The sequence below is a fragment of the Streptococcus sanguinis genome (genome assembly GCF_050223295.1).
In the GTDB taxonomy this organism is placed as follows: Bacteria; Bacillota; Bacilli; order Lactobacillales; family Streptococcaceae; genus Streptococcus; species Streptococcus sanguinis_X.
Map to the genome: position 1 here is coordinate 1,724,580 of NZ_CP071424.1, position 26,642 is coordinate 1,751,221.

General features: G+C 43.1%; 29 protein-coding genes. 5 read left to right on the forward strand and 24 right to left on the reverse strand.

Annotated elements, in window-relative coordinates; all coding sequences use genetic code 11:
• Positions 1–242 precede the first annotated feature (242 nt).
• The 6 genes from J1C77_RS08450 to J1C77_RS08475 form a co-directional block, all read right to left on the reverse strand.
• Positions 243–983, reverse strand: coding sequence for a class I SAM-dependent methyltransferase (locus J1C77_RS08450; RefSeq protein ID WP_002920663.1), 741 nt, complete (start codon positions 981–983; stop codon positions 243–245).
• Positions 984–1,169: 186 nt separating this feature from the next.
• On the reverse strand, positions 1,170–3,023 hold the full coding sequence (locus J1C77_RS08455) for a SpaA isopeptide-forming pilin-related protein (RefSeq protein ID WP_002920662.1): 1,854 nt from the start codon (positions 3,021–3,023) through the stop codon (positions 1,170–1,172).
• Positions 3,024–3,314: 291 nt separating this feature from the next.
• Positions 3,315–3,500, reverse strand: coding sequence for a hypothetical protein (locus J1C77_RS08460; RefSeq protein WP_002920661.1), 186 nt, complete (start codon positions 3,498–3,500; stop codon positions 3,315–3,317).
• A 33-nt stretch (positions 3,501–3,533) separates the two neighbouring features.
• Complete coding sequence (locus tag J1C77_RS08465) at positions 3,534–3,890, reverse strand: class Ib ribonucleoside-diphosphate reductase assembly flavoprotein NrdI (protein ID WP_002920660.1); 357 nt, start codon at positions 3,888–3,890, stop codon at positions 3,534–3,536.
• A complete protein-coding gene (locus tag J1C77_RS08470; protein WP_002899843.1) occupies positions 3,891–4,238 on the reverse strand; it encodes a hypothetical protein in 348 nt (115 codons plus the stop codon). It abuts the gene before it with no gap.
• 208 nt (positions 4,239–4,446) lie between these two features.
• Positions 4,447–5,058 carry a TetR/AcrR family transcriptional regulator gene (locus J1C77_RS08475; RefSeq protein WP_002920658.1) on the reverse strand — a complete coding sequence of 204 codons (612 nt, stop codon included), beginning with the start codon at positions 5,056–5,058 and terminating at the stop codon, positions 4,447–4,449.
• Between the two features lie 105 nt (positions 5,059–5,163).
• On the opposite strand from J1C77_RS08475, the gene J1C77_RS08480 reads away from it, so the two are divergent.
• Entirely contained in the window at positions 5,164–6,117 is a 954-nt protein-coding gene (locus J1C77_RS08480; RefSeq protein WP_002920657.1) for a hypothetical protein, read from the forward strand.
• 122 nt (positions 6,118–6,239) lie between these two features.
• On the opposite strand, the gene J1C77_RS08485 is transcribed toward J1C77_RS08480, so the two are convergent.
• The 10 genes from J1C77_RS08485 to J1C77_RS08530 all read right to left on the reverse strand — a co-directional run bounded on the left by J1C77_RS08485 (position 6,240) and on the right by J1C77_RS08530 (position 14,885).
• Positions 6,240–6,656, reverse strand: coding sequence for a DUF3021 domain-containing protein (locus J1C77_RS08485; protein ID WP_002905055.1), 417 nt, complete (start codon positions 6,654–6,656; stop codon positions 6,240–6,242).
• A gap of 10 nt (positions 6,657–6,666) precedes the next feature.
• Positions 6,667–7,122, reverse strand: coding sequence for a LytTR family DNA-binding domain-containing protein (locus J1C77_RS08490; RefSeq protein ID WP_002920656.1), 456 nt, complete (start codon positions 7,120–7,122; stop codon positions 6,667–6,669).
• A 22-nt stretch (positions 7,123–7,144) separates the two neighbouring features.
• Positions 7,145–7,990 (reverse strand): ABC transporter permease, encoded by an 846-nt coding sequence (locus J1C77_RS08495; RefSeq protein WP_002920654.1) that lies wholly within the window; start codon positions 7,988–7,990, stop codon positions 7,145–7,147.
• Between the two features lies 1 nt (position 7,991).
• Positions 7,992–8,858, reverse strand: coding sequence for an ABC transporter ATP-binding protein (locus J1C77_RS08500; protein WP_002920653.1), 867 nt, complete (start codon positions 8,856–8,858; stop codon positions 7,992–7,994).
• Between the two features lie 150 nt (positions 8,859–9,008).
• Positions 9,009–11,009 (reverse strand): ABC transporter permease, encoded by a 2,001-nt coding sequence (locus J1C77_RS08505; protein ID WP_002920652.1) that lies wholly within the window; start codon positions 11,007–11,009, stop codon positions 9,009–9,011.
• Positions 10,990–11,769, reverse strand: a complete 780-nt coding sequence (locus J1C77_RS08510; RefSeq protein ID WP_002899832.1) for an ABC transporter ATP-binding protein — start codon at positions 11,767–11,769, stop codon at positions 10,990–10,992. The genes J1C77_RS08505 and J1C77_RS08510 overlap by 20 nt, the downstream gene beginning before the upstream one ends.
• Positions 11,770–11,938: 169 nt before the next feature.
• Entirely contained in the window at positions 11,939–12,694 is a 756-nt protein-coding gene (locus tag J1C77_RS08515; RefSeq protein ID WP_002920651.1) for a TraX family protein, read from the reverse strand.
• A gap of 148 nt (positions 12,695–12,842) precedes the next feature.
• The gene (locus J1C77_RS08520) at positions 12,843–13,223 is read right to left on the reverse strand and encodes a class Ib ribonucleoside-diphosphate reductase assembly flavoprotein NrdI (protein ID WP_002920650.1); all 381 of its coding nucleotides are present in this window, start codon (positions 13,221–13,223) and stop codon (positions 12,843–12,845) included.
• A gap of 11 nt (positions 13,224–13,234) precedes the next feature.
• Entirely contained in the window at positions 13,235–14,215 is a 981-nt protein-coding gene (locus J1C77_RS08525) for a sensor histidine kinase (RefSeq protein WP_002920649.1), read from the reverse strand.
• Positions 14,199–14,885 (reverse strand): response regulator transcription factor, encoded by a 687-nt coding sequence (locus tag J1C77_RS08530; protein ID WP_009659088.1) that lies wholly within the window; start codon positions 14,883–14,885, stop codon positions 14,199–14,201. The genes J1C77_RS08525 and J1C77_RS08530 overlap by 17 nt, the downstream gene beginning before the upstream one ends.
• 41 nt (positions 14,886–14,926) lie before the next feature.
• Here J1C77_RS08530 and J1C77_RS08535 point away from each other — a divergent pair, with 41 nt between their 5' ends.
• Positions 14,927–16,249 carry a DUF2974 domain-containing protein gene (locus tag J1C77_RS08535; RefSeq protein ID WP_002920647.1) on the forward strand — a complete coding sequence of 441 codons (1,323 nt, stop codon included), beginning with the start codon at positions 14,927–14,929 and terminating at the stop codon, positions 16,247–16,249.
• Between the two features lie 157 nt (positions 16,250–16,406).
• Positions 16,407–17,603, forward strand: a complete 1,197-nt coding sequence (locus tag J1C77_RS08540; RefSeq protein ID WP_002920646.1) for a ferredoxin reductase family protein — start codon at positions 16,407–16,409, stop codon at positions 17,601–17,603.
• 151 nt (positions 17,604–17,754) lie between these two features.
• Here the strand turns inward: J1C77_RS08540 and J1C77_RS08545 are convergent, their stop codons facing one another.
• Both J1C77_RS08545 and J1C77_RS08550 read right to left on the reverse strand, forming a co-directional pair.
• A complete protein-coding gene (locus J1C77_RS08545; protein WP_002920645.1) occupies positions 17,755–18,315 on the reverse strand; it encodes a hypothetical protein in 561 nt (186 codons plus the stop codon).
• Between the two features lie 76 nt (positions 18,316–18,391).
• Positions 18,392–19,111: a suppressor of fused domain protein gene (locus J1C77_RS08550; protein ID WP_002920644.1), complete on the reverse strand. Its 720-nt coding sequence runs from the start codon at positions 19,109–19,111 to the stop codon at positions 18,392–18,394.
• A 196-nt stretch (positions 19,112–19,307) separates the two neighbouring features.
• Between J1C77_RS08550 and J1C77_RS08555 the strand changes: the two genes are divergently transcribed.
• Both J1C77_RS08555 and J1C77_RS08560 read left to right on the forward strand, forming a co-directional pair.
• Entirely contained in the window at positions 19,308–19,835 is a 528-nt protein-coding gene (locus J1C77_RS08555; RefSeq protein WP_002920643.1) for a DUF2975 domain-containing protein, read from the forward strand.
• A gap of 12 nt (positions 19,836–19,847) precedes the next feature.
• Positions 19,848–20,057: a helix-turn-helix domain-containing protein gene (locus tag J1C77_RS08560; protein WP_002905070.1), complete on the forward strand. Its 210-nt coding sequence runs from the start codon at positions 19,848–19,850 to the stop codon at positions 20,055–20,057.
• Between the two features lie 53 nt (positions 20,058–20,110).
• Here J1C77_RS08560 and lacG read toward each other — a convergent pair whose 3' ends face one another.
• From lacG to J1C77_RS08590, 6 genes are all read right to left on the reverse strand, one after another.
• The gene (gene lacG, locus J1C77_RS08565) at positions 20,111–21,517 is read right to left on the reverse strand and encodes a 6-phospho-beta-galactosidase (RefSeq protein ID WP_002920642.1); all 1,407 of its coding nucleotides are present in this window, start codon (positions 21,515–21,517) and stop codon (positions 20,111–20,113) included.
• A 98-nt stretch (positions 21,518–21,615) separates the two neighbouring features.
• Positions 21,616–23,322, reverse strand: coding sequence for a lactose-specific PTS transporter subunit EIIC (locus tag J1C77_RS08570; RefSeq protein WP_002920641.1), 1,707 nt, complete (start codon positions 23,320–23,322; stop codon positions 21,616–21,618).
• Positions 23,322–23,639 carry a PTS lactose/cellobiose transporter subunit IIA gene (locus J1C77_RS08575; protein WP_002894735.1) on the reverse strand — a complete coding sequence of 106 codons (318 nt, stop codon included), beginning with the start codon at positions 23,637–23,639 and terminating at the stop codon, positions 23,322–23,324. The genes J1C77_RS08570 and J1C77_RS08575 overlap by 1 nt, the downstream gene beginning before the upstream one ends.
• 49 nt (positions 23,640–23,688) lie before the next feature.
• A complete protein-coding gene (locus tag J1C77_RS08580) occupies positions 23,689–24,522 on the reverse strand; it encodes a PRD domain-containing protein (RefSeq protein WP_002920640.1) in 834 nt (277 codons plus the stop codon).
• 196 nt (positions 24,523–24,718) lie between these two features.
• Positions 24,719–25,699: a tagatose-bisphosphate aldolase gene (lacD, locus tag J1C77_RS08585; RefSeq protein ID WP_002894728.1), complete on the reverse strand. Its 981-nt coding sequence runs from the start codon at positions 25,697–25,699 to the stop codon at positions 24,719–24,721.
• 3 nt (positions 25,700–25,702) lie between these two features.
• On the reverse strand, positions 25,703–26,632 hold the full coding sequence (locus J1C77_RS08590) for a tagatose-6-phosphate kinase (protein ID WP_002920639.1): 930 nt from the start codon (positions 26,630–26,632) through the stop codon (positions 25,703–25,705).
• Positions 26,633–26,642: the final 10 nt, after the last annotated feature.

Below are 26,642 nucleotides of genomic sequence, written 5' to 3' on the forward strand. Positions count from 1 at the left end.
ACTTCTAAAAAGCGAACATTTATAGATACATTACATCTACATTTTATCATACTATAAGAAAAATGGCTATACACAAAAGAAGATTTTTTTAACATTTGTTTACCTTTTTGTCATTTAGAAGAGGTGGACGATTTATATGGTTCATTCGCAAATCAAACCACTATTGTTAGGGTCAATTACGTCTGACAATCAATGTCCTCAATAACGCAGAAAAACCGGAAACAAAGTCCAGTTCTTCTGATTTATTTCCTAAACGTCAGGACATAAAATTTTCCGTCCCAGAGGAGTTTCAACTCCTTCTCTTTGACTCCTGTCGGTATAGCGGCCTCAATTTCTCCTAAATCAACAGTAGCGTCCTTAAAATAGTTCTTGCTGAAGTGGTTCTTCTTATATTGCTTGTCCACATAGTCTGCCGTCTCGTCTGAGATCATAATCTTAGTTCCTGGCTTAGCCACTCGCAGCATTTCCTGCATGGCCTTGGCCTTATCGCTGAAGAAATTAATTCCGCCGATATGATAGACGATGTCAAAGCTATTATCCGCAAAGGGCAGGTCCTCTGCACAAGCATGAAAGAGCTTCAGATTGGTCTTCTTGGCGCAGGATTTCTGGCATTTTTTTAGCATGCCTATAGAAATATCTGCCCCAACAAAGTCTAGGCTTTTCAGGTCAATATTTTCAGGAATGTAGCGCAGGTCTTGACCCGTCCCGATAGAGACATAAAGGACGGATAGATGATCCTTCCATTCTATTTCTGCCATCTGGTCCTTTCTCAGCTTGTCAATTGCCTTGCCATGGAGAAGTGGCCCTATCCATTTTTCACCAAAATCATACCAGCGAGCCAAGCGATTGTACATGGTCATATACTTGGCATTGTCCCCTGAGACATAGTCCGGATTCAGCGCCAGATAGATGTCTCCATCTTTTTGAAAATCCGCTAACTTCAAACCTGGCTTCAGCTTCTCTTGTATTTTTGTATCTGTCATATCTTCTGTCTCCTTTTTCTATTTGCCATTTATTATAGAGGATTCTGAGCCAAAAACAAGGGTTTTTCCGTAAGTGACTGCCCAGCATGAGTAACTGGAAGAAATTGCTCAGTAAGCTGCAATAAAGCTAGACCAAAAATGTGCAAACAAAAGAAGATAAAGCATTCTGCTCTATCCTCTCTTTGTTTATTTGCTCAGTCGAGTCTTACGGTAAAGTCCTAAAAGAGTCAGGACTACCAGACCAGCAAGAACTAGTCCAAGACTTTCAGCAGAGCCAGTCGCAGGAAGAACTTTTTTAGATTTTCCTTGACCGTCTGCTGCTTTATCAGAATCAGATGATTGATTTGGCTTAATACCACCTTGAACTGCTTTATCAGGGGTGCCAAGTTCAGCTGGTGCTGCTTGGTCAGTAATGAACAACTTACCATCCGTATACTCCACTGCATTGCTATTAGCGTCTAGAACTGTTACAGTGCCATCTTCATTGACTTGGAAGACAATATCAGTCACAGCCAGATAACCTGTCGGAGCCGCTTCCTCATGGAAAGTGTAAACACCTGGCTTTAGGTTAATTTCTTTAGATTGGTCAGCTTCTGAAGTCCAAGACGCGACAGGGCTGCCCTTGCTTTCCTGCCCCTTGAAAATCTGAATCTGAGCACCGGCAATTTCTTCACCAGCTAGATTAACCTTGCTGAACGTTACCTGTTTATCTGTTGGAGTTTGAGTTTGTTTATTGACTACATTGACTGCAACCAATCTGCTGTCTCCAGAATCTCCAGAAGCCGGACTTCCTACGTTCAAAGTCTTACCAAAATCCGTCGGACTGATGGTAATATCCTCTGTCAGGCGATCGTAACCAGCTGGAGAAGTCGTTTCACGTAGGATATAAGTGTCGCGCAGAAGATTACCAACTTCCGCATTCCCATCTGCATCTGTCGTGATTGTGCCAACCACCTTATTGGTCGCTTTCCGCACCACTTCAAAGACTGCACCGCTCAGAGAAGCATTAGACTCATCTGTCTTGTGGACCTTAACCTTGAAGTTATAGCCTTCGGACTTTCCACCAGCAATCTGATAAGAGTACTCGTTGGTCACAGACACTGTCTCGGTATTGTTGTAGTTCATGGTAGCCTTATTTCCTACAACCTCTCCATCAGCCAAATCATAGTCGGCCAGCGTCTTGTACTCAACTAGGTAGCCGAAGCCTTCTACATCTCCGAAGTTGATTGTCAAGCTATCGCCTTCAGCGCCAAAGGTCATCTTAGACTGGAAGTCTGCTGTTACATCTTCAGTCGAATCACGCGCCCAATCACCATTATTCCAGCGCCAAGAAACCTTATAAACTCGTACAGAGTCTTGAACAATCTTAGCGTTTGTATCACCCAGCTTGTCCGTCACAGAGACATTTTTGTAGTTGCCCATGTTACGGTTAATGGCTACATTGTAGCGGATTTCATTCTTAGCATCAGCATCCCACTGAAAAGCACTCTTTTCTAGCAGAGACTCATACTTTTTCGGAGGTCCATTATAGTGAATGCTGCCAGCTGCAATTCTATTATTGCCTACCGTGAAAGTAGCTGGAATATCCCTTTCCTCTGTGACAACTTCGTGGTCAATCCGCGAATAAAAGAAAAACTCGCCTCTGACACTGGACTTCTGCTCCACATAGTCAGTGTAGGTCAGTGTGATGGTCTTGGCATCGCTATCCAGAACTCCATTAGCCACTAGAGCTCCGTTTTCATCCTTGAGCTCAATAGCCGAGGAATTCCCAAAGGTAAACTCATTCGGTAAATGAATCACCGTTGTATCACCCGCATGGGCTTGGTTGTCCGGCAGGGCAAACTTAGCATAGACACGGAAGGTCTGCCAGATATCCACACCATTGGTCAGCTGCTCACCAGAGTTAGTGGTCAGGTGCATCTCAGTGATGACATCATTGAGCTCCGCCGCATGAGCCTTAAGGATTCCGGCTAGGAAAGGCAGGAACACACCTAGACAGAGAATGATGAGCTGAAACCATACTCTCAGTTTTTTATTCATGCAATCTTCCTTTCTCACAAGTAAAATTTGTTTAAAAGTACAGCGTATTGGCCAGCCAGTCGAACACGTTCTTTTCATGTTTTTCTGCCTTTTTGACAAACACTGGAAAGACAATACCAATTCATTGTACCATATTGACTATTAAAAAACTATAGGAACGCTCACAGGGTTTTATCATAAAAAGGAGAAAGAAGACGCTAAGCCTTCTCTCTCCTATTGATACGCAAAACAGGCCAAAAGATGACCTAAAAATCATTGAACAAACTCCGCTCTTCTATTTTGACAAAAAAGTCAATCTTTCTGTGACGCACTGGAAGTTGCATCTACCTGATTCTGATCTGTTTCTTCTTGTTTGGAAGAATTTCTTTCCGTCTTATCTGAAGTGTCGAGCTCTTTCTGTGTATGCCCGCAGGCCGTTAGGATAAAGACAGAAATCGGAACCAGAAACAAGCTCCCAATTTTCTTGAACCTAGACATACGAGTCCTCCATTTATGCGAAACTTGATGAGACTAGCACTCTGCCAAAAATGCCTGCACAGTCTTGACATCTTCTGGAGTTCCGCCTTGGTCAATATCGCAGATATGCTGGAGCCCATATTTTTCGATAATCAGGGCAGTAGCTCCGCAGAAGGTCCGGCCGTGTTTAACAGAGTCGCCATTGTTAACAAAACCTTTAATCAGCCCGGGATGTTTCTTGATAAAGCGTTTGGTAGACCACGGAATTTTCCCAGCACCAGCGTTTCGAGTAATGAGAATACAGGGCACTTCCAGTTTCTCCTTGATGCTCTGGGTCGGATAACCCAGTGATTCTGCAAATCGTTTTCCAATACCAGTATTTGAATCATAAACTACAATCATCTTCATCACCTACTTTCTTAAAAAAAGGATAGCAAACCATGCCGCAAAGCCTAAAACCACGACATCTGAGATGAGCATAAGCATGAACTCCAAATCTGGCATCATGTGAATGTACATCAGCAATGACAAAGTTGTCAAAGCCAGTGCCGTCAGCTTAACAACTGCCGGCAAGCCCGGAATCAAAGCTGCTCCGATTAGGACAACGATGAGACCTCCAACTAAAAATGACTGAAAATCTACACTCAAACTAAAACCAACTGTTACACCTCCGTAGCCAATGGTCAAAAGACCAATCGCGACCAGACAGATACCTAAAATAGCCAATCCGCTCATGGCAAATCCTCCTTGCTTATTCATTCTTTTCCTCACTTTCTATTTTTGAATGAACAGTTCCTAATATTCATTCAAAACTTTCTAAAAAAAATTCACTTTATACTTATCCAATCACGTTTCTTGAATACCTTCCAATTCCTATTCGTACTACATAAGACATCACCTCCTTTTGTTTGTGAATGAATGATTTTAAAAATTCATTCATGTTTGCTTCTAAGTAAAGGAATTTCCTCTATTTGGAAAAAATTCCCTTAACAAAATATTTCACTAAAGTCTCAAGACTATCGAAGTAGCCTGAAAATTCCTGCTCCGTGACATGCATGTCTATGTAGTAAATCAAGTCATAAACCTTCATGATCTCAGCTATTTTCTCCTTCGAAAAACCCTCTTCCTGCAAGCGCTGGCTGAAAGTCTGAATCAGAAACTGATGAAAGGCATTGGACGCTCGTCCGGAATCCTGATTATAGTAATCGTGCAGAATCTGAGAAATGCCTGGCTTGTTCCACTCAGCTAGAATTTTATTAGGCGAAATCAACTCAAAAGTGACTGCAAAAAGTTGTTCAACGATTGCCTCGGGCTCGCCCTGCCAGTCCACACGTCGCATGGTTTCCTCACGTATACGGCTATTTTCAGCTATATAAACCTCCAAGAAGATGGCTTCCTTAGACTCATAATACTTGTAAAAAGATCCGACAGCCATCTGGCTTCTCTTAGCAATATCAGAAATTCCAGCTGCCTTATAGCCTTTTTCTGCAAAGACTTCTCTAGCCGCAGCCAGGAGCTCATTTTTTTTATCCATTTCCATGCCTCTTTTGTGAATGAATTTTATTTTGTGTTCATTCATATTTTAACACAATCTTGCCACTTGTCAAGCATTTATGTTATACTATACAAAAAAGACAGTTTGCTTATCAAATTATTTTTTAGATTATATTTTGGAGGTTGAGCTATGCTCAAGGAAAGACGAAACCAGGGTACCATCGCCCTACTGGTAATTTCTCTTGTTTTTCTAGCTGTTGCTGCAGTAATGGGCTTTATCCAATACCAAAAAGTCAACACTAAGACTGCCTATGACCGAAATAGCGAGTCTGGAGCAGATTCAGCAGTCTATGCTGAAGTGTCATATATTTTCCCAGAGGCCCTGATTGAAGTAGAAGATAATACTCAAGTTTGGCTGGTTGCCTACCAAGACGGATATGTTGGTCTGCAGGCTAAAAAAGGGGACAAGCAGATTACCCAGCTCTTGGAAAAAGAGAAGAGTGGAGAGCTAGAAAAAAATCCTGTCCGAATTGTTGGCTCCTATGTTAATGCTAACTCCCCCCAAAAAAATCAGGGATATATCTCTAATTATGGCAGCCTCGTTCGCGGTCTCCTAGCAGACAATCCCGAAGTCATCACAGTAATGTCAAGCAGCTCCTATATCTCTATCACTGAATTTGAATCTGACAATCTTGCATTCATGTTCTACATTCTGTTTTTGATTGGACTCAGTGTTTTCTTTGTCGTTATAGGAATTATTGGCCGCAAGAAAAATATTGCTGCCTACGAAGAAATCTATGCAGCCTATCCAGAGGCCAAGAACAATCTCAATATCCTGCTGGAGCAAGCGTCTTTCCACGACGATGTGCTGAAAACTGCTGTTTATAAAGACCATCTCATTAGCTACTATCGAGGTTTCAAGGCGATTGATCTCAAACAGGTCGTCCATCTCTACCACCATATTCTCACCATGCATCGCGGCTTCGTTGCTTCAAACAGAAACTCAACCTTAGTTGCTGTTCGAAACAATCAAAAGAAATACCAAATGCCTATTAAGAACATTGGTAAAACAACTGACACCAAACTCCAGTCAACCTTTGACTATCTCTACAACCACTTCCCTCATATCAGATTGGGAGTGTAATAGCACATAAAACTCAAGCTAGAAAATCTAGCTTGGGTTTTTTAGATACAAAAAACAGGAGCAGGATACAATCCAGCTCCATTTGTTTTTATGATATGCTTGTCAGAACGTTTTTCAGCAAGTTACTTGCCTTCTTTTTCCTTTCTGCGCTTGGCCAAGGCGCTGTTAATCTTCTTGGTCTTAAGATTTGTATCCAAGTAACGAAAGAGCCATACAAAGAGATAAATCAGAATAAAATTAAACCAGAAATGCCAGCTGGCAATTAAAAATCCCCAGTTATTATAGACCATGAAACAGCATACTAAGACTGCGACAGCGGCGAAATGCAGTAAAATCGAGACTGAAAAAGAGAATCGGTCTTCAAGAGTTTTTAACATTGAACTGATAATTCCAATCAAGCCGCTCATCACCATGACACTGACGATATTACTTGTTGTGGGCGGATTTTTTTGAATAGAGAGAGCAAGGACAATCAGATAGACTGCACTCCCTGTTTGGATGCCCATTAATATAGCGTGTAGACATTTTTTTATACTCATCACTTACCTCCTAGATTCCCAGATATTCCATCAAGAGCTTGACATAGCGACGGCTGACTTCGGTTTTGATTTGATTGGTCAGCTTGGCCGTCATATTGCCAGAAAAGCTGTCAGACAAGGACTCCAAATGGTCAATATTGATGACAGCATGCCGGGAAACCTGGATAAAGTTCGAGCTGCTAATCCGCTGCTGAAAGCGAGTCAAGGTCTCTGTCGTCTGGTAAATGCCATCTCTACTGTAAATCATCAGAGTTGTCTGGTTGATGTCTGCTAGGATAATATCTTCAGTTTTCAGCATGACCAGCTTATCATCCGACTTGATAGGCAGGACGCCACTTGGCCCTGCCTTGTACTGCTCTAAATAATCTAAGATGGCCTTGGCTTCTGCCCCTAGCTGGTCTGCCTTGACCACAACCAGCGGATCCTTGGATGAAATGGTTGGATCTGTTTCAAATTTTGCTTGCAAGAGGAAGCTCCCTATTCACATTCTATTGTAGTTTCAGCCGGCGGATGGCAATCATATTTTGCACCATCCAAATAAGCGCTATTGCAACTAAAACTATTCCAACTATATAGAAAGTTTCTGTCCTTGTCAAGAGCTCCTGCCATTCAATGCGAATTCCCATTGTTTTTTCAAAAGCTGCTTGTGACTGGCTGCTATTAGTAAAAGTATCTGCTAGACTTTCTTTCATGAGAACCTGTCTAAAAAGAGATGCCATGTAGTTAGAAGGCGTAAGCTTCATCAGGTTTTGCGCCATATTCGGCAAGGTTCCAATGGGGATATAGGTACCCACTAGAAAACCAGAAGTTGCTCCGACTACTGTTGCCAATTTCCCCAGACTATCCAGTGATTTGAAGCATTGAACAATCAGAGCATTTATCAGTGTGGCCAAGAGACTATTTAAGAGCATCAGAAGAACCAGGTAAGGAAGGATTCCCCACTCAAAGGAAATGTTATCCGCCAGCGTAAAATAGCTGAGCATAAAGGCAAACATAATGACCTGCATCAAAAAGCCGATAATAACAGAGCTGACAAGATAACTAAGCTGCAAGCCCCATGGTCCCAAGTCTGTGATAAAGAGGTCGTCTGTCACCTTCCGCTCCCGGTCTTCGACCTGCCGAGAGAAAGCTGCTAGGGTGGTCGTTAATCCTGTAACTGCCATCACGCCGCCAATCAGCCACAAGTCCATCAGCTGGCTGGAATGGTCTTTGTAATTATTTTTCAAAAAAACGATATAAAGCACAAAGGGAATAATGGCTCCGAAGAGGGACAAAATTACCCCACTGCGGTTGCGGAAATAAAGTAAAAAATTACGTTTTATCAAAGCGAGCATATTAGCGTACCTCTCTTCCTGTCAGTGCCATAAAGGCATCGTCCATGGTTCCGGGTTGGAATTCAAATTGTTCGATATAGGGACCAGCCTGAGCCAATAAGGTCAGAGCTTCTTGAGTCGTTTTAGGGTGGAGGATAAATTCCCCTTCCTTAACTTGCTCCCAAGCGCAGCCTCTTGGCAAGCTTTTCTCTAAACCTGTTGCATCTTGACTCAAAATCCTTAAGACATTGCGGGCATAGTTTCCCTTAATCTGGTCTGCAGAGCCTTGGGCAATGACCTGACCATGATCTACGATATAGATCTTATCTGCATCATCAGCTTCATTGAGATAGTGGGTTGTCAAGACAATGGTCATCTGCTCCTCTTTCTGAATCTGCTTGAGCAGACTCCAGATACTCTCCCGAGTTTGAATGTCCAGGCCTGTCGTAGGCTCATCCAGAAAGAGCAGGTCGGGACTGTTGAGCAGGGCTCGCGCAATGTCCACCCGACGCTTTTGGCCACCAGACAGCGTTCCATAAGGCTGCTTGGCAAAGGCTGATAAACCTAGCTGAGACACCAAGCGCTCAATTCTACCTGCCGGTATCTCCTTGTACTGCTTGGCTCTGATGGTCAGATTTTCCAAAACTGTCAGCCGGGCGTCCAATACACTATTTTGGAAAACCACACCCAGCCTAGGCTTTTCAGCATAGCAAATCTGCCCCGACGTCGGCTGCAAGAGACCAATCAGCATCTGAATAGTAGTTGATTTTCCTGCTCCGTTTGGTCCTAAAATAGCTGTGAAACTGCCTCTCTCAATCTGAATATTCAGATCATTAACTGCCACCTTATCGCCATAAACCTTGCTAAGATTTTTCGTTTCTACTAACATGATCTTTTCTCCTTTTCTTTACTTCTGAGACTATGATAGCAAGTCTTTTTTGAAAAATCTCAGCTTTTTGGACAAGCGGTAAAATGAGGGAGATGAGAGGTGAAAATCCAGACATCAAAAAATCCCCGACCAGAGGTCAGGGATTTGCTCTTAGCGGGCGACAATCTTGCGGTAGCTACGTGAAGTCAGTAAGAAAACTAAAATATAGGTCAGGAGGAAGACACCGCAAGTTGCAAGTGTTGTCTGAATCAAAAGAGGAAGATTGGTCACACCCAATAGGGCAACTATCAAGCGCAGCATATGAAAGACCGCTGCTACATGTAGAAAAGCAAAGATGAGAGGTAGGAAGAAAACAGTCAAAATCTGCTTACGAATGGTACTTCTAGTCTGCTTTTCATCTAAACCAACTTTTTGCAAGATGATAAAGCCATCTCGGTCTTCATATCCTTCAGAGATTTGCTTGTAGTAAATCACGAGAACAGCTCCTAGAAGGAAGATAACCGAGAGGAAGACACCGATGAAGAGCAAGGTTCCAGTAAGTTCCTGATAGCTCTTTTCTGCACTATAACGGTCACTAGCCATTGCGAAGCTACTATCTTGAGCTTGTTCCTGATCCAAAGTGTCCCTCAACCCCAGTTGGACTTGCTCGACAAACTTTTTACTGCCCTTAGTCTCTGAAGCAACTCCAATGTAGTAGTAATGATCCACATCGAGATTAACCTCTTTGCTATCATTGACCACCATATAGAGCCCCTGTTCCATGGTTACATCGTTTGGATTAGGAATTTCCCCATGCGTGAAATTCGACGATAAAAGCTGCTTAATCTTCCAGTCCTTACCATTCACTCGGAGAGGCTTATCCTTATTCAAGGAAATATTTTTCCCGTAAACCAGGGTTTCATCGTCTGCTAAGTCTATCTTTTCCCCTGTCATTTTTTCATAATCTTGACGATTGATGACCGTAATCGTACCAGCAGACTTAGTCAAGATACTTGTATCCGACTCCAGCTCTCTTTGCATTGGAACTGTCACATCATTACCAGCCAGTTTCGTAATGAAGGCTGATTGGTAGAGATAGGTAGTATAGCTTAGCTTCTTCAGACCTGAGTCCTGAGCTACTTGCTGAACCTTGTCCAACAGAGCCTCCTTCTGATCGGTCGATTTCGGCAAGACGACGCTGACATTGTAATCCTTTGGATGCAAGGTAGTAATATAATCCTGACCTCCAACATAGATATTAATTGTACCAACCAGAGTCACAAGGAGCATGGTAGATAGAATGGAGATAGTTGCCAATCCTGCTGCATTTTTACGCATCCGCGAGATGAGATTGGAAACAGAAATGAAATTCTGCGTTTTATAGTAGTAGCCTTTGCGCTTTTTGAGAAATTTCAATAGTGTAATTGTACCTGCATTAAAAAGCAGATAGGTTGCGATAATAACCATGACCACAGCTATAAAGAAATTGCCGATAGCGGCGACAGGTTTGGTAACGGTCAAAGCCATATAATAAGCTACACTCATGAGCAGGAGACCCAGCAAGGTTTGCAGAAAAAGGAAGCGTCCCTTCTTCTCGCCAGCTTTCTTTTCTTTCATTAGATTAAGAGAGCTATAGCGTAGAAGACGCGTAGAGTTGAGCAACAAAATCACCGCAAAAGCAATACCCAGACTGGCTAGAGTCATCAAAACATTCTGCCATTGGAAGGTCGAGGCAAGAACTGCCGGCATTCCCATCAATTTCAAAAGGACTGCGTAGAGCATCTTATCTAAAGCTAGGCCAGACAAGATACCCAGACCGACTGTAACCAGATAAAAGACACAGAGTTCAAAGAAGGTCATGACTAGCAGATGCTTTTTCTCCATGCCCAGCAGACTATAGACTCCCAACTCTCGGGAGCGGTTTTTCATGACGAAGCTATTAGCATAGGTAATGAGGATAAGGACGGCAATCTGAATGACATGGATGCCAAACTGCAAGGTCATGCGAGCAGCTGCACCGCCATAAGAGGTCTCCATATTGGGGCTATAAGCTAGTGAGACAAAACTATACAAAATCGCTGTTGCCAGTACCGTCGCCAAAGCAAATGGATAATACAAACTGCGATTTTTAACTAGATTTGACAAAGCCAGTTTACTCGTTAGTTTGAACATAATTGCCCACCTCACTTGCCATAACTGTCAGAGTATCGGAAATCTCTTGGAACATCTGCCGCTCGGTCTTGTCACCACGGAAGATTTGGTTGTAGAGAATCCCATCCTTGATAAAGAGTACCCGCTTGGCGCGACTAGCCGCTGCTGTCGAGTGGGTCACCATGAGAATAGTTTGACCACGGGCATTGATGTCGTCAAAGACATCCAGCAGGGCTGCTGAAGATTTGGAATCCAAGGCTCCCGTCGGCTCATCCGCCAGCAGAATCTCAGGATCTGTGATGATGGCCCGAGCTACTGCAACCCGCTGCTTCTGGCCACCGGAAATCTCATAAGGAAACTTCTCTTGCAGCTTGTTAATCCCCAGCTCGTTGCAGGTCGTGACCAGCTTTTGCATCATCTCGGTAATGGGACGGCGGGAGAGGACCAGGGGCAGGAGAATATTATCCTTGACCGACAGGGTATCTAGCAGATTGAAGTCCTGAAAGACAAAGCCTAATTTCTCCCGACGGAAGCTGGAAGCCTGGCTGTTTTTGATGGTTGCCGTGTCAGTTCCGTTGAGAAAGACGCGGCCCTCTGTTGGCTTGTCCAGCATGGCTAGGATGTTGAGCAGGGTGGATTTCCCAGAGCCTGACTCCCCCATGATGGCGACATATTCGCCTTTTTCTACTGTAAAGTGAATGTCCTTCAGTGCCTCTACTTGGCTGCCCTGAAAGCGGGTTTTATAAATCTTTTTCACGTGCTGTACGTCTAATAATGTCATCTTGCTTCCTTTCTGTTTAGCAGGTAATTATCAGATCCCTGCTTTTAGCAGTTTTTATAAACTGCCTCCTATTTGATAAGTCTATTTTATCTCAATACCAATCGCCTAGCCATAACCTAAGCTTACATTTTAAAGTGCAATCTTACACTTTTGTAAGATGAGATGGGCTTTATTTTACCCAAAAGGCAACCAAAGCAATTAGCCAAAGGTGGGCTGGATAGAAAATATAGAAGAAATATTTGCTCCACTTGCTGCTGGATCCTCGCTCACCGTTATAGAAGTGCAAGAGGGGAAGAACACTGATAAAGAGCCAGTCTGAATTATAGAGCAGCATTGATAGCGTGTCCTGCAAGGTTGGATAAATTTGAATACTCATGGCAAAGAGAACTCCCGCCCAAACTACATAGGACAAGTTTCTGAAAAAGACTTGATTTCTAAAAAGGTAGGTCAAGAGCATGAAAGGAAGCAGAGCCATGCCGCCTTCGCTAAAGACAAGCCCAGCCAGCAAGACTAATACTCCTGCCGCTATCCGCAAGCCACGCTTCCTACCCTTAGCAGCTCCGTCATTGTCAGAAAAGCCAAAGAAAAGACTCAGCATGAGGACCCCGCAGGCCAAGGTCAGGAAGATGTTGTGAGTGAGGTAGATGCCCTTTTCCTGAAAGAGGAGTGTCAGGATACAGTTTCCTGTCTGCATCAGGGCTGCCCAAAAGAAGAGCCGCATATTGTAAGCCAGGCGGTTGCGAGTGTGGAGAAAACCTTCCACTGCCATGAAGGCAAATGCTGCTCCGACACAGCGGGTTAGGGCATGCAAAACGCCATCCCAGCCATCCGGCACCAGCCCCGGTATCTGGCTGATATGGTCAAAAACCATAAGAAACGCCATGAAGAGCTTCAACTGAAGAGCATTCAAACCTTTTGATTTCATTTTTCTGTCTCCTTCTTATTTCTTGCCTCTATGATAATAAAAAAGAAAGGTCAGTACCATAACCTAACCTTTCATTTGCTAGTTTTATTCTTACAATTTTGTCACTTTTAAAAATCTTGCAGGAGCATTCGTAAAACTAGGACAAAACCTAGTGGTTTTTATGAAAGCTTTCATCTGTCTGCAACTGTTCTAGAAAGCCTTTGACCGCTTGTCGGTCTGCTTCCGTTCCAGAGCCCTCTATGTTACGAATATGGCGGAGGCCGTACTGCTCCACTATCTTATCCGTCGCCCCGCAAAAGGTCTGCGGATAACGCTTCTGATTGCCATTAATGACAAAGCCTTTGATTAGATGCTCATACTTTCTGATGAAACGCTTGGACGTCCACGGAATCTGCCCTGCTCCGCTATTTCTGCTGACCAAAATACAGGGTCCCTCCAGCTTTTTCCAGACTGACTGGCTAGGCAGTCCCAGACTATTAGCAAACTTCTTTCCCAAACCAGTCAGACTATCATAAACCACTACTAGCAACTTTCTTCCTCCTATTCAAAGATCAATTTCTTCTCAGGAAAGGCGATGGAAACCGTCGTTCCCTGACCAACTTGAGAGTCTATAGCAATCTTGTGTCCCAGCTGGTCAGCAATTTTCTTGGACAGATAAAGACCTAAGCCTGAGGACTGCTGGGTCAGACGACCATTGTAGCCTGAGAAACCACGCTCAAAAACCCGCAGCAAATCAGCATTTTGAATCCCCAAACCTGTGTCCTTGATGTAGAGGCTGCCCTCATGAAAATAAATCTCTATACTGCCTTCTTTGGTGTATTTAAGACTATTGGACAGGACCTGCTCTAAAATCACAAGAAACCACTTTTTATCAGTGACAATCGTGTGGTCTAGATCATGAAGATTGAGACTGAGTCCTTGCTGAATAAAGAAAAGAGCGTATTTCTTGACTACTTCTCTGACCAAATCAGCCAGATTTTCCTGCTTCAGCACTAGATCGTCATGGAAGCTTTCCAGACGGAGGTACTGGAGCACCAGATGAACGTAGGACTCGATCTTAAAGAGCTCCTGCTCCAACTGAGACTTGGCTTCCTTATCCTTCAAGTCACCAATTAAAAGTGAGCTGGCAGCAATAGGTGTCTTGACTTGATGAACCCACAGAGTATAGTAGTCCAGTAAATCATTGTATTTTTCCTGTTCAACCAAGAGCTGATTCTTCTGTTCGTACTCCAACTCTTCCACTCGTTCCTGCAAGAGCTTTTCTAGAGGAGTCTGAGCCTGAGCAGAGAGCTGCAGCTTCTGGCTGCGATAACTCTTAAAGACCGTCCAAGCATCTGCTCCGATAAACAAGAAAGACAGAAAAGCCAGCAAGAGCGCAACGTATTCCAGCAGACTGCGGTAAGCATCAAAGACAAAGGCAAAGAGCAGAATAAAGCCTAGCAGCAAAATCAACAGAGCTAGAAAAAATCTCCGCGAATAAAGGTAAGACTTAAGAAAGAAAAATTTATCCTGTATGTCCATTGATGAGACCGTATCCTATTCCTTTTTTGGTTTCGATGAAATTCTTCAGTCCGTGCTCTTCAAGCTTCTTACGCAGGCGAGCCACATTGACCGACAGGGTATTGTCATCGATGAAAAAGTCACTATTCCAGAGTTCCTTCATCAGATCATCACGCGCCACAATACCATCCGAATGCTCGAAGAGGACCCGCAAAATCTGAAATTCGTTCTTGGTCAAGGTCACCACTTTCCCATCAAAGACCAGATCTGTCGACTTGAGATTAAGAATGACACCCTGATGCTCCAGGAGACTCTGGTCGTTTCCAAACTCATAGGAACGGCGCAACAATCCCTGAACCTTAGCCAAAAAAACATTATTGTCAAAAGGCTTGGTCACATAGTCATCTGCCCCCATATTGATAGCCATGACAATGTCCATGGACTGATCGCGAGAAGACAGAAACATGATGGGCACCGTTGAAATCTTACGGATTTCCTGACACCAGTGATAGCCGTTAAATAAGGGCAGGCCGATATCCATCAGCACCAGATGCGGCTCCTCTCGAACAAAGACAGTCAGCACATCCATAAAGTCCTCAACTGCCACTACCTGAAAGCCCCATTGTTCCAGCATTTTCTTAATCATCTGACGAATGACTGGATCATCTTCTACTAGTAAAATCTTGTGCATCTTTCCCTCCCGATTGCTTGCTAGTAACATTATACCAAAAAATGCGATTGCTTGTTTATCATCCTCAGTCTAAGGTAGGATTTTTCTGGAAAAGAGAAATTCTATCTAAAAAATATGCTATACTAACTAGTAGAAATTGGAGATATAACATGAGCAATATTTTTACTTACCTTGAAGAAGTCCAGCATGACAGTATTTATGATAAACCTTTCAATGAACTGGATCTGCTAATTCTGACAGAGCTAACCTACTTGCCTTTTGACCAACTAGTGCATGAAGACATGTCCCCCTACTGCGACTGCCGGCTGCTGGATTTGGCCGATCAAGTACCGCGCGACCTCTCCATGATGGTCAGCAAAAACCGACTGAAACTGCTGGATTTGGCCACAGCCTCTACCCGCTTTAAAAATCTAAAACTGATGGGCTATGTCAACGATGTTGACCAAGATATCCAGAAGCAATTCGCTGCCTTGATTTTCAAAATCAAGCCCGATACCTATGTCCTGGTCTTTCGCGGAACGGACGACTCCATTGTCGGCTGGAAGGAAGACTTCCACATGACCTATATGGCTCAAATCCCTGCTCAGAAAATGGCTGCCCGCTACCTGCAGAAAGCCTTAGAAAGTCTGCCTGGTAACTTTATCCTAACCGGTCATTCCAAAGGGGGAAACCTGGCTTCTTATGCAGCCAGTCAGATGGAAGCATCGCTCCAAGACCGTATTGAAGCCATCTACAGCTATGACTCTCCCGGTCTCAATCACTCTGTCACCGAAAGCGATGGCTATCAGGTCGTGGTTGAAAAGATGAAACGCTACCTGCCTCAGAACTCCATCGTCGGCATGATGCTGGAAACACCTAAGGAAGCAAGAATTGTCAAAAGCAGTGCCATCGGTGGCTTTGCCCAGCACGATACCTTTTCGTGGAAAACCAAGGGAGACTCTTTCCTATTGCTGGATACACTAGATGCAGAGAGCCTGCAGATTGACAAAACGTTTAAAAATTGGGTAAGCACCGTTTCAGATGAAGAACTTAAAGACTTTTTCGATCTCTTTTTCGGACTGATTTTGGATGCTGGTATCCAGTCTGTCGACGAACTGTCCAATGTTGAAAACTTTAACAAAGTCCTTGATATCCTGAAAAATGCTCAATCTCTATCAGACCAAGAACGTGACATGCTGCTACGCTTGTCCAAGCTCCTACTGGATATGCGTGTCCAAAGCTGGAAGGATGACATTAGCATACCTAATCTTTCTGAAATTGGCAAAGATATCCGAGAAAACCTATCACGCTGGAGTAAGCAGTTGCCTTTCGGCCAGTCTGAGACTGATAAAGTGGAAGAGACTGCTGCAGAGGTTCAAGAGTAAAATCACAAATCTCTTCTATAGCTTGGCTAACGGAAGAATTGACCTATTCATACCAAAAACAAAACAAGCTCTTATCTTGACAGCTTGTTTTTTCTTTGTTAAAATGTAACAAAAACATTTACAACTAAGTAGTAATAAAAACAGAAAGGAAACCATCATGAAATCTATCAAAGGAATCGCTCTTATCGCTGTCAGCATAATCCTGACCATATTTGCTTGGGCTTCAGCTGGGATGACCAACTTTATCGTACCCGGTCTGGCCTTAACTACCCTTTCGCTGACCTTTTTACTTGCGACTCGGAACGCCCTATTGGAAAAATGGTTCCATGGCATCGAAAAGATGTACGCCTATCATAAGTTTACAGCTATCTTTTCCGTCGTCCTGCTCGCTCTCCACAATGTTGCCATGGGCGGCAGTCTCTGGGGATCTCATCTGGCAGCCCAGCTTGGGAATGTCGGCATCTATCTCTTTGTCAGCATTGTTCTGGTGGCCTATCTTGGCAAGCACATCAAATATGAGGCTTGGCGCTGGATTCACCGCTTTGTGTATCTGGCCTATATCTTTGGTCTCTTTCACGCTTATATGCTGATGGGCGGTCGACTCCTGACACCGACCTTGCTAGGCTTCGTAGTCGGATTCTACGCTATCATCGGTTTAGCTGCTGGCTTTTATATCATCTTCCTCTATCAAAGTTTGGCCTTTCGACATCTGGGGAAAATTCTGCAGGTCAAACGACTGAACCACGATACCGTGGAGTTGAAAATCCAACTCAGTCAAAAGCTAGACTATCAGTACGGTCAGTTTGCCTTCGTCAAGATTTTCCAAGAAGGATTTGAAAAAGCGCCACATCCTTTCTCTATCTCTGGTGGCCATGACAATATCGTCTACTTTACTATCAAGAACTCTGGCGATCACACTAAGAAACTTTATGACAAGATCCAAGAGGGAACCAAGGTCACCATTGACCGAGCTTATGGTCACATGATTCTGGACCAAGGGCAGGAAAAACAAATCTGGATTGCTGGTGGGATTGGCATTACGCCCTTCATCTCCTATATCCGAGAAAATCCTAATCTGAATCGTCCAGTCAGCTTCTACTATGCTTATACCGGAGCAGAAAATGCTGTTTACCTAGACCTACTCAAAGACTATGCAGCCAAGAATCCGCAGTTTGACCTTCATTTGGTCGATAGCAAGGTCTTTGGTTATTTGGACTTCAAGAATTATCCTTTGGACGACAAAACTACGGTCTTCATGTGCGGCCCTGTCAAGATGATGGATAAACTAGCCAACGAATTTAAAAAGACCAATCCTAAAGCAGATCTGGTCTATGAAGGCTTTAAATTTAAATAAAGAGTATAAAACATCAGGAGCAACGATAAGGTTGCCCCTGATGTTTTATTGTCTAGTAATAAATTGAAATGAACCATGATACAGCTTCGGAAGTCTACCTAATTCGGAAAAATCTTCTCCAAGGAATCAGGAACAATTTCAATAGCTGATGTTACTGTTTTTTAGGCATGTTTGAAACAAAAATATAAGACATTTTCAAAACACTTACCAGTTTATCACGTTTCTCTTTTAAGTTCTGCAGGAACGGATCCCGTACTTCTGCTGGAACTTCTAAATCATCTGAACCATACTGAGATAATTGATCACTAAGAGTCTGTTTTGATTCCTCAAAAGCTTTCAAACCTTCTTCCGCTTCTTTGTCAAAATCTGCTCTTTCAGACTCGGGGAGTTTTTCTTTAATTTCTCCACTATATTTGATGTAATTATCCGCAAGCTTATTGTATACGGTTTTCAAATCGCCAATTGTTGTTGCATTAGCGATTTCTTCGTCTGTAACCAAAACAAAGTCAGGTGTTTCTAAATTGGCACTTGACGAAGTGCTTGAGCTGCTTGAGTTACTTTCTTTACTACTTGATTTTGAAGACTTTTTAACTGAGCTAGAAGCAGCCTTGCTTTCTGAAGATTTAGAAGTAACGGATGAATGATTATTTGAACATGCTGCTAAGGTAACTGCTGCTAAAAAAATCACGCTGGCTGAAAAAATCTTTTTCATTTTTATCTCCTTAAATAATAAGTAATTTCATTATAGAATAAAACTAATGAGCTGTCAAAAAGTTGCTGAAAACTTGTCATCCAACAAGCGACTGCCGACCATAGTCTGTTAGGTCACTCCCCAAGCGAGCGTAGAGGCCTTGGGCAGTCTCTTCTTCATTGAGGATTTGCTGTAATTCTGCATCTGTCACACCAACCAACTCAATAAAATCTACCCGGCCGTGGACTGTCTCCAAAGGCTGGGCTTCTACATCCGGAACCGTTATGAAACCTGTCAAAGCAGATTCCTGTTCACGGTCAAAGCCTAGAAGCTGTCCAGTATAAATGTACTCAAAAGGCTGATAAACCTCTCCGGTCTCAAAGGTCCGGCGCGCCAATTCCTGAAAAATCGTGACGATATTGATAAATTCATCATTAGCTGGGTAATTTCCTTTCTTCAGTCGCATGGTAAATTCAAAACCATAGCCACTATAGTTTGAATCTTCACTGAGCTTTTCATACAGTTCAGACAAGCCATAACTAACCAAATGCCAAGAGTCACCTGCATCATAGACATCTACACCATCCAGCGGATCCGGCCCGCCAAAACGCCATTTTACAATGGCCTCAATATGATCCACCGGCTCTTGATTATTATATATCCGAGCAAATTCTGTTGAGATGGCTTCCCATCCCGGAGCTTCCACATAATCTTCTACCGGCTCGACATCCTCTACTACTTCTTCGTACTCTTCATAGACAACTTCCTCAGCTTCCTGATTTTCCGACTGTTTTTTAAAGAAATCAAAAATTCCCATTTTTTCCTCCTTGAATTAGTTTGAAAACAGTATAGCATAAAAAATAAGGAATTACTTTTATGATAGAAGGAAATTTATTTTTTTATTTATCGTTTTTCGATATATTTTTCTTGAAATACAATAAAAAATAGATTATAATAAGAATAAAAGGAAAAGAAAATCTACTGCCGGCTGATTTTCGATAGAGGTAAGCATCATGAAAAAGATTGAATTAAAAAATAACTCTTTGCTCAAAGATATCGTTACTCTTCTGAATCTTATCATAGTGGGTTATGCTGCTATTCTGGTCTTTCTTACTATCCTAAGTGTGATTTCTTACACCGGTCTTTCCGACAGGTTGGAAATAAAGCTCAATGTTCAATTTCTGCCCTCAGCTGATTTTTCAAATTTGTGGAGTATTTTAGCCTTTGTTATAAATCTTCTCACAGCTTCTTTGACTATTTATCTCATCTATCTTGCTCGTAATTTCATCAAAAATTTGATTGGTGGAAAGATTTTTGATTCATCAAACACGCAACTAGCTGATAAGGCATGGAAAGTATTTCTGGCTCTGACCTTTCTTTCCGTTAAGGTTGCTGCATCAGGCAATCCCATCGCCCTCCCCTTCTCTTTTAACGCCAGTATGAACTTTACACCTCTCTTGGGTGCTCTGATTATTTGGCTGATGATGAAAATTCTGGAAAAAGGGATTGATATTGCTGAAGAAAATGAATTTACCATCTAGGAGGCTGCTATCATGATTATCGTTAATCTTGATGTCCAGCTGGCCAAGAAAAAGATGAAACTGGGTGAACTGGCCGATATCATCGGTATTACCAACGCCAACCTTTCCATTCTCAAAACGGGCAAGGCTAAGGCTATTCGCTTTAGCACCCTCAATGCTATCTGTAAAGCCCTTGATTGCCAGCCCGGAGACATCCTAGAATTTACAGATGATGAAGAATAAAAAAACTCCCGTCCTAGCCGATTCCATTCAGCTGAGGAGGGAGTTTTGCTTTTCTATTCAATCATTTGTGTTTCGGCTAGTTTCTTATACCAGTGAGCGGATTTCTTCGGATAGCGTTCCTGCGTTTCAAAGTCAACGTAGAATAAGCCGTAGCGTTTTTCATAACCGTTAGACCAAGAAAAGACATCCATCAGAGACCAGATAAAGTAGCCCTTGACATTAGCCCCGTCTGCAATCGCATCGGATAAAACTTCCAGATGCTGCTTGACGTAATCAATTCGAGCATCGTCGTAAACTGTATTGTCCACAAATTCATCTTTATAACCCAGACCATTTTCCGTGATATAAATCTTCTTGTAGTTTGGATAATCTTTCTTAATCCGCATGATTTGGTCATAGAGACCTTGCGGATAGATAATCCAATCCCAATCGGTTTTCGGAATATGGGTTGGAGACTCTCTGCGCCCCACACCCTTAATCTGGTACTTGGAGCTTCCCTTTTCGCCTTTTCCGTTATGGATAATTTCCGTTTCACCATCAAAGTCACTCATCCAATCACTCATATAGTAGTTGATGCCGAGGAAGTCATTGAGGTCTTTAGCTGCTTCTAGAGAAGCAAAGTCTTCATCTCGTAGATCCAGCTGACCACCATTGACCTTAAGGATATGATTCACTCCTGCCAGAGTTACATCTGAATAGTGCCCCAGATAAGTCGCATCTAGGATAAATTTGTTATGAATAATATCTTCCAATTCTGCCGCTCTGACATCTGCTGGATTTTCTGGATCGTAAGGATATTTTGTCGGAAGTGCATGAACAACACCAATTTCACCCTTGTAGTCCTTGTCCTTATAGAGCTTAACGGCACGGGCATGAGAGACCATCATGTTATGATGGGATTGGAAAACCTTGGCCAAGTCATACTGGATACCTGGAGGGAATTTTCCTACTAAGTACTGACCATCACCAATTGGGCCAATTTCATTGAAAGTCGTCCAATAGCGAACTTCTGGAAATTCTTCAAAACAGAAAGCCGCATAGTCCACAAAGTGCTCAATATTTTCTCGATTGAGGAAATCGCCATTTGAATGAAGGGCCTCTGGTGTATCAAAGTGGTGAAGGGTCACAAAAGGTTCTACATGGCGTTTGTGGCATTCTGCGAAAAGATTATGGTAAAATTCTACACCTTTTGGATTGACCTCGCCATAGCCTGTCGGGAAAATCCGTGACCAAGCAATGGAGATTCGGATACCATTGACACCATACTCTTCAGCCAATTTCAGATCCACTGGGTATTTGTGGTAAAAGTCACTGGCAGGTTCTGCCGTGTACCAGTAGTTATCCTCTAGATATTTATCCCAGGCAACTGGTCCTTTTCCATCTGTGTGGGTTGCTCCCTCAGCTTGATAGGCTGCTGTTGCACCACCGAAAATAAAATCTTTAGGTAAGCTTTTTGTCATCTTATTTTCCTTTCAATAGCCTTTGAGGTGAAACAAGTGAGTAAATAGGTAAGTAACAGGGGAATTGAACTTTGCTTCACCTCAAATGAACTAACAAATTAGTTGTTGAATTGCTCCTGAACGAAGGCCAGAGCTCCTTTACCATCACGGGTTAGTTTGATGTATTGGGAACCTTCTGTCTTAGCCAGTTTGATACCCAATTTATCAGTTTCGGCCTTCATATCTTCAAAGTTGGAGGCAACTTGAGGAGCCAGGATAACCAGGTCAAACTCAGGCAGCATTTCACGGTGAGCACCGTAGCCACCCGCTGCTGCTTTGACAGGAACATTGTATTCAGCTGCTGCTTTATTCAAAGCGTTGGCCAGCAATCCACTAGTCCCACCGCCTGCACAGAGCACCAGAACATTGGTTTCTTCGCTAATATTGTTTTGCGCTGGAGCTTCTTCATCCACTCCTGCTTTTTCAAGGATAGCATCCGCTTTAGCAGTGTTAAAGTTAGCTGCTACTTTTTCTTTAAGAGCATCGTTAGCTTTGCCAGAACGTTCTTCTTCTAGGATTTGTTCATCATAAACCTTGACAAATGGATAGTAAATAATCACATCCACTACGACAAGAAGTGCTGCTAGTACAAAAGACAGAAGCTGGAAGTTGGTACCCAGCACAATTCCCAGAGGTCCAGGTGTCACCCAAGGAAGGTTGGCTGAGAAGGAGTTCATGTTTAACGTATCAACAAAGAATTTGAAAATCCATACGTTTGCGATAGGAGCAAAGATAAATGGAATAAAGAAAATTGGATTCAGTACGATTGGAGCACCAAAGAGAATGGGCTCATTGACACCAAAGAAGGTTGGGACAACAGATGCTCGACCAATTGCACGATTACGCTCGGACTTACAGATCCACATGAAGAGGAATGGAACAATCAAGGTCGCACCAGTACCACCCATGGTAACGATGAACATTTGAGTACCAGAAGTGATGACCTTATCCGCATGCTGACCAGCTTGAACCAGAGCCAAGTTAGCATCGATATTGGCATAAGTAATGGCAGCAATGGCAGGCTCAACGATAGACGGACCGTGAATTCCTACGAACCAGAAGAAAGCATAAGCACCAAAGATAAGCGTGATTCCCAGATAGCCATCAGCTGCTGAGAAAAGCGGAGCAAGAAGCGTTCCGATGGATTCTGCAACGGTTACTCCTAGACTTGCTTTAACAAGCAGTTCCAAACCGTAGAGCAGAACGACTGAGACAGTAAATGGAATCAAGTCTTTAAATACTTGCGAAATATTTGGTGGAACTTCTTCTGGCATGCGGATTGTGACATTATTTTTTACACAAACCTTGTAGACATTAACCGTAACGAAGGCTGCGATGAAAGCTGTCAAAAGACCTTTGGTTCCCATGAAGGCAGTTAGGAAGCCACCTTCCTTGGCAGGTTCAGCCGCCATGAGGAGGAAGCCGACCATAGAAGCCAGCATAGTAGACAAGAAGTTAATCTGGTTTGTCGCAGGCAGGTCGCGATTGACAGAGTCTGTCAGCGCCTTAGCAGTGGTCCCACCCACAAAGAAAGCCAGAATCCCCATCGAATAGCTATAAGGGGTCATTAGGAAAGTTTCAATGTCCTTAGACCAGTGGAACCCCCAAGCATTTGGCACATAGGCAATCAAGATAAAAATAGATGAGAAGAGAATGACTGGCATACCAGCGATAAAGCCATCCCGAATAGAACGGAGATAGATATTCCGAGAAATCTTCTCAAAGAAAGGCTTCCCTTTCTCAATAAGTCCGATGAGTTTATTCATTATTTTACTCCTCTTTTGTATAGTTCAATCAAATGGTGCATCATGTCTTTTAGCAAGATAGTAGTCATTAAGTGATCTTGGCCGTGCATCATGGTCACACTGTAAGCCAAGTCCTCACCAGCAGCTTCTTTTGTCAAGAGACTGGTCTGAGCATGGTGAGCTTCAGCGATGCAACCATTGGCTTCTTCTACCAAGGCATCTGCCTTAGCAAAATCCCCAGCCTCTGCGGCTTTCAAAGCTTCCAGGAGCTTGGATCGAGCGTCACCAGCGTAGGCTACAATTTCAAAACCGAGCAATGTTACTTCTTCTCTATTCATGAGAGTTCCTCCTTGTATTCTTATGTAAAATGTTATTATTGTTTTCTATTTATAAAAGACGTTGAATATGCAACACCAGGTAGACCCGTTCGCTGCGGTAGAGATCAATTCCCGTCTTCTGGGCAATGATTTGGTAAATATCACTTCCGACCTGATAGGCTTGAGGGTAGGTCATCTGGATCTGACTTTCCATTTCCAGCAGGGAAACATTGTCATCACGGCTTCTGTCCAGATAGTCCAAAAAGTAGTTCAGGTGAATCATAAAACGGTCATAAAAATTGCTGTTTTCTGCACTTCTTTTAATGCCATTTTTCTTCAGCTCTGCTTCAACTGCAGCCAGAATATCTTTTCGCTTGCCCAAGTGACTTTGCCCCTCGGGATTGGTCTCCCCTTCGGCATTGATAAAGTGATAGGCAATGCGATTGACCTCGTCGCTAGGGAAATGATCCAACAACCGCTCGCGGTATATCGCTACTGCTTCCTGAGCAATCTGATAAGGGACAGGGTATTTGTCAGAAGCATCCGGCAGGTCACTCTCCTTGTACCGCCCCTGCTGCACAGCCTGATAAGAACAGTAGATGTGATCCGTCAGCGTGACATAGATATACTCCTGGACAGGGTAATCATACTTCTTAGAAAGGGTGTCAATCACATCATAAGTCACTGTGATAAAGTCTAGCGGAACATCTTTGAGCAAGGCCACAAAGTTTTCTTTAGACTCTTCCGTTCTTAGGCGAAAAATTTTCTCAATCTTACTTTCCAGAACGATGTCACCCTTCTTTTTATTAAAAGCTATGCCACTCCCAATCAGAACAACCTCTTCACCATTTTCATGTTTAGCTAGAGCAACATTGTTGTTCATAGGATGTATGATTCGATACATATCTCCTCCTCTTCATTTTCTAGGGTTCTGTCAAAACAAAAAGACCACAAACAAACCGAGGCTATATCTTCCCTCAATTTATTTGCGGTCACGCCTAATCCAACTTAGTAACGCTCACCCTGTTCAATTTCTGATTTCATTATAGCATATCAGTCTCAGAATGTAAACCCTTACTTTATTTATTTTTTAACAAATTTTAGGCTCTTTCTTTCCAAGAGGTAGCTGTTTTTTGAAGAACCTTGTTGAGCTCATCAATATTTTCAAATCCTGTTGTACGAAGCCACTTGCGGGCTGCTTCTTCACCTTGCTCAATGTAGTCTTTAACGCTGCCAGCCCAAGTCGCACGTCCACAAAGAACGCCGTTGAAGTTAGCACCTGACTCATGAGCAAACACAAGAGTTTCTTGGAAGAGTTTTGCTGATACACCAGCACTCAAGTAGATGTATGGCAAGTTCGTTGCCTCATCCTGTTCCTTGAAGAAGGCAGCTGCTTGTTCTTTAGTATGCACCACTTCACCATCACCAAAGCCTTCAACATATTTGACGTTGACTGGAACTTCTACTTTCAAGACATCAATGTTGAAACGTGGATCTGAGAAGACCTTCATAGCACCGATAACCTTGTGAGGTTTTACTTTAGCGTATTCAGCGCTGGAAGCATCCGCAATCTTTTCATCGTAAGCTAAGATTTCAAGGAAGAAAGGAATATCTTCTGCCACACACTCAGAACCCACACGCTCGATATAAGCCTGCTTTTGCTGGTTGAGTTCTTCAGAGCTGTCTACATCATAGTAAAGAAGGAATTTCACCGCATCCGCACCTTGTTCTTTGATGCGTTTTGCAGACCAAACATCCAGACAGTCTGGCAGGCGCTTGGTGCTTGAAGTATCATAGCCTGTCTTTTCATAGGCCAATAACAAGCCAGCATTCTTGTCCAAAGCTTTAGTAGCAGGCAGTCCATACTCAGGATCCAGCAACATAGATGAAGCATAAGGAGTCAGCTCTTCTGCAACCAAAACTTTCAGTTCTTCCATTTGAGCTACTGTTGGTTCTGCTTCCTGGTGTTGGGCCATGAGGCGTTTCAAAGCACCGCGTTGGTCAAATGCCAAAGCAGAAATGATGCCATTCTCATCAGAAAGTTTTTCCATGTACTTGCGTTTTTGTTCTGTTAATACCATTCTTTATACCTCTTTTACTGTGATTTGATTGTATAAGCCGTCGTAGTTTTCAACATTGACATGACCGGTCATTTTTTCTTGGGCATTGAGCATGCCGAGAACGTTGGCTTTTTTGAGCAGAGAAACATCATCCGCTTGATGACTCAAGGCTGAAGAAATTCCTGCAACAGTTGAGTCGCCAGAGCCAACTGGATTGACTACTTGGATTTTAGGAATATCTACTTTATAGAAAGTGTCCCAGTGCTTAGCAAAAGCACCATCTGCACCCAGTGATACGATGATCCACTCGATTCCATCAAAGAGCGGTTCTGAAAGGACAGCTTTTAACTCATCCAAATCTTTTGAAACTTCGCGCCCCAATAACTGAGAAAGCTCCTCGTTATTCGGCTTGATGGCAGTTGGTTTGAACTCTGATTTGAGCACAGCTTCCAGAGCTGCTCCAGAGCAATCCAGCACCACCTTATTGCCAGCTTGATTAGCCATTTCAATCAGCTGGATATAGTATTCAGTCGGCAGGCCCGCTGGCAGACTGCCCGAGATACTGACAACATCTGCCTCAGCCATCAAAGACCGGAAGTGTTCTTGGAAATCCCTTGCCTCATCTGCTGTAATAGTCGGACCGGCTTCCAGGATTTCTGTTTGCTTACCTTCGTGTAAGATAGCAATACAGTTTCTCGTATCTCCCGAAATGTTATAAAAGCATTGTCTAACATTAGGATGAAGGTTTTGTGATAAGAACTCTCCATTAGTCCCACCAATCAGGCCCGTCGCAGCAACATTATCTCCAATTTCTGCCAAGACCCTGGTTACGTTGAGACCCTTTCCACCTGCAGTTTTACTGACTTCTGCAGCACGATTAACAGTATCAATTTTCAATTCTTCTAAGGGATAGGAAATATCGATAGAAGGATTCATGGTCACTGTAAGAATCATCTAGCTACCT

Coding starts and splice junctions, on each gene's coding strand:
- J1C77_RS08450 (WP_002920663.1), bottom strand. CDS start 983: ATGACAGATACAAAAATACAAGAGAAGCTGAAGCCAGGTTTGAAGTTA.
- J1C77_RS08455 (WP_002920662.1), bottom strand. CDS start 3,023: ATGAATAAAAAACTGAGAGTATGGTTTCAGCTCATCATTCTCTGTCTA.
- J1C77_RS08460 (WP_002920661.1), bottom strand. CDS start 3,500: ATGTCTAGGTTCAAGAAAATTGGGAGCTTGTTTCTGGTTCCGATTTCT.
- J1C77_RS08470 (WP_002899843.1), bottom strand. CDS start 4,238: ATGAATAAGCAAGGAGGATTTGCCATGAGCGGATTGGCTATTTTAGGT.
- J1C77_RS08475 (WP_002920658.1), bottom strand. CDS start 5,058: ATGAATGAACACAAAATAAAATTCATTCACAAAAGAGGCATGGAAATG.
- J1C77_RS08480 (WP_002920657.1), top strand. CDS start 5,164: ATGCTCAAGGAAAGACGAAACCAGGGTACCATCGCCCTACTGGTAATT.
- J1C77_RS08485 (WP_002905055.1), bottom strand. CDS start 6,656: ATGAGTATAAAAAAATGTCTACACGCTATATTAATGGGCATCCAAACA.
- J1C77_RS08495 (WP_002920654.1), bottom strand. CDS start 7,990: ATGCTCGCTTTGATAAAACGTAATTTTTTACTTTATTTCCGCAACCGC.
- J1C77_RS08500 (WP_002920653.1), bottom strand. CDS start 8,858: ATGTTAGTAGAAACGAAAAATCTTAGCAAGGTTTATGGCGATAAGGTG.
- J1C77_RS08505 (WP_002920652.1), bottom strand. CDS start 11,009: ATGTTCAAACTAACGAGTAAACTGGCTTTGTCAAATCTAGTTAAAAAT.
- J1C77_RS08510 (WP_002899832.1), bottom strand. CDS start 11,769: ATGACATTATTAGACGTACAGCACGTGAAAAAGATTTATAAAACCCGC.
- J1C77_RS08515 (WP_002920651.1), bottom strand. CDS start 12,694: ATGAAATCAAAAGGTTTGAATGCTCTTCAGTTGAAGCTCTTCATGGCG.
- J1C77_RS08525 (WP_002920649.1), bottom strand. CDS start 14,215: ATGGACATACAGGATAAATTTTTCTTTCTTAAGTCTTACCTTTATTCG.
- J1C77_RS08530 (WP_009659088.1), bottom strand. CDS start 14,885: ATGCACAAGATTTTACTAGTAGAAGATGATCCAGTCATTCGTCAGATG.
- J1C77_RS08535 (WP_002920647.1), top strand. CDS start 14,927: ATGCGATTGCTTGTTTATCATCCTCAGTCTAAGGTAGGATTTTTCTGG.
- J1C77_RS08540 (WP_002920646.1), top strand. CDS start 16,407: ATGAAATCTATCAAAGGAATCGCTCTTATCGCTGTCAGCATAATCCTG.
- J1C77_RS08545 (WP_002920645.1), bottom strand. CDS start 18,315: ATGAAAAAGATTTTTTCAGCCAGCGTGATTTTTTTAGCAGCAGTTACC.
- J1C77_RS08550 (WP_002920644.1), bottom strand. CDS start 19,111: ATGGGAATTTTTGATTTCTTTAAAAAACAGTCGGAAAATCAGGAAGCT.
- J1C77_RS08555 (WP_002920643.1), top strand. CDS start 19,308: ATGAAAAAGATTGAATTAAAAAATAACTCTTTGCTCAAAGATATCGTT.
- J1C77_RS08560 (WP_002905070.1), top strand. CDS start 19,848: ATGATTATCGTTAATCTTGATGTCCAGCTGGCCAAGAAAAAGATGAAA.
- lacG (WP_002920642.1), bottom strand. CDS start 21,517: ATGACAAAAAGCTTACCTAAAGATTTTATTTTCGGTGGTGCAACAGCA.
- J1C77_RS08570 (WP_002920641.1), bottom strand. CDS start 23,322: ATGAATAAACTCATCGGACTTATTGAGAAAGGGAAGCCTTTCTTTGAG.
- J1C77_RS08575 (WP_002894735.1), bottom strand. CDS start 23,639: ATGAATAGAGAAGAAGTAACATTGCTCGGTTTTGAAATTGTAGCCTAC.
- J1C77_RS08580 (WP_002920640.1), bottom strand. CDS start 24,522: ATGTATCGAATCATACATCCTATGAACAACAATGTTGCTCTAGCTAAA.
- lacD (WP_002894728.1), bottom strand. CDS start 25,699: ATGGTATTAACAGAACAAAAACGCAAGTACATGGAAAAACTTTCTGAT.
- J1C77_RS08590 (WP_002920639.1), bottom strand. CDS start 26,632: ATGATTCTTACAGTGACCATGAATCCTTCTATCGATATTTCCTATCCC.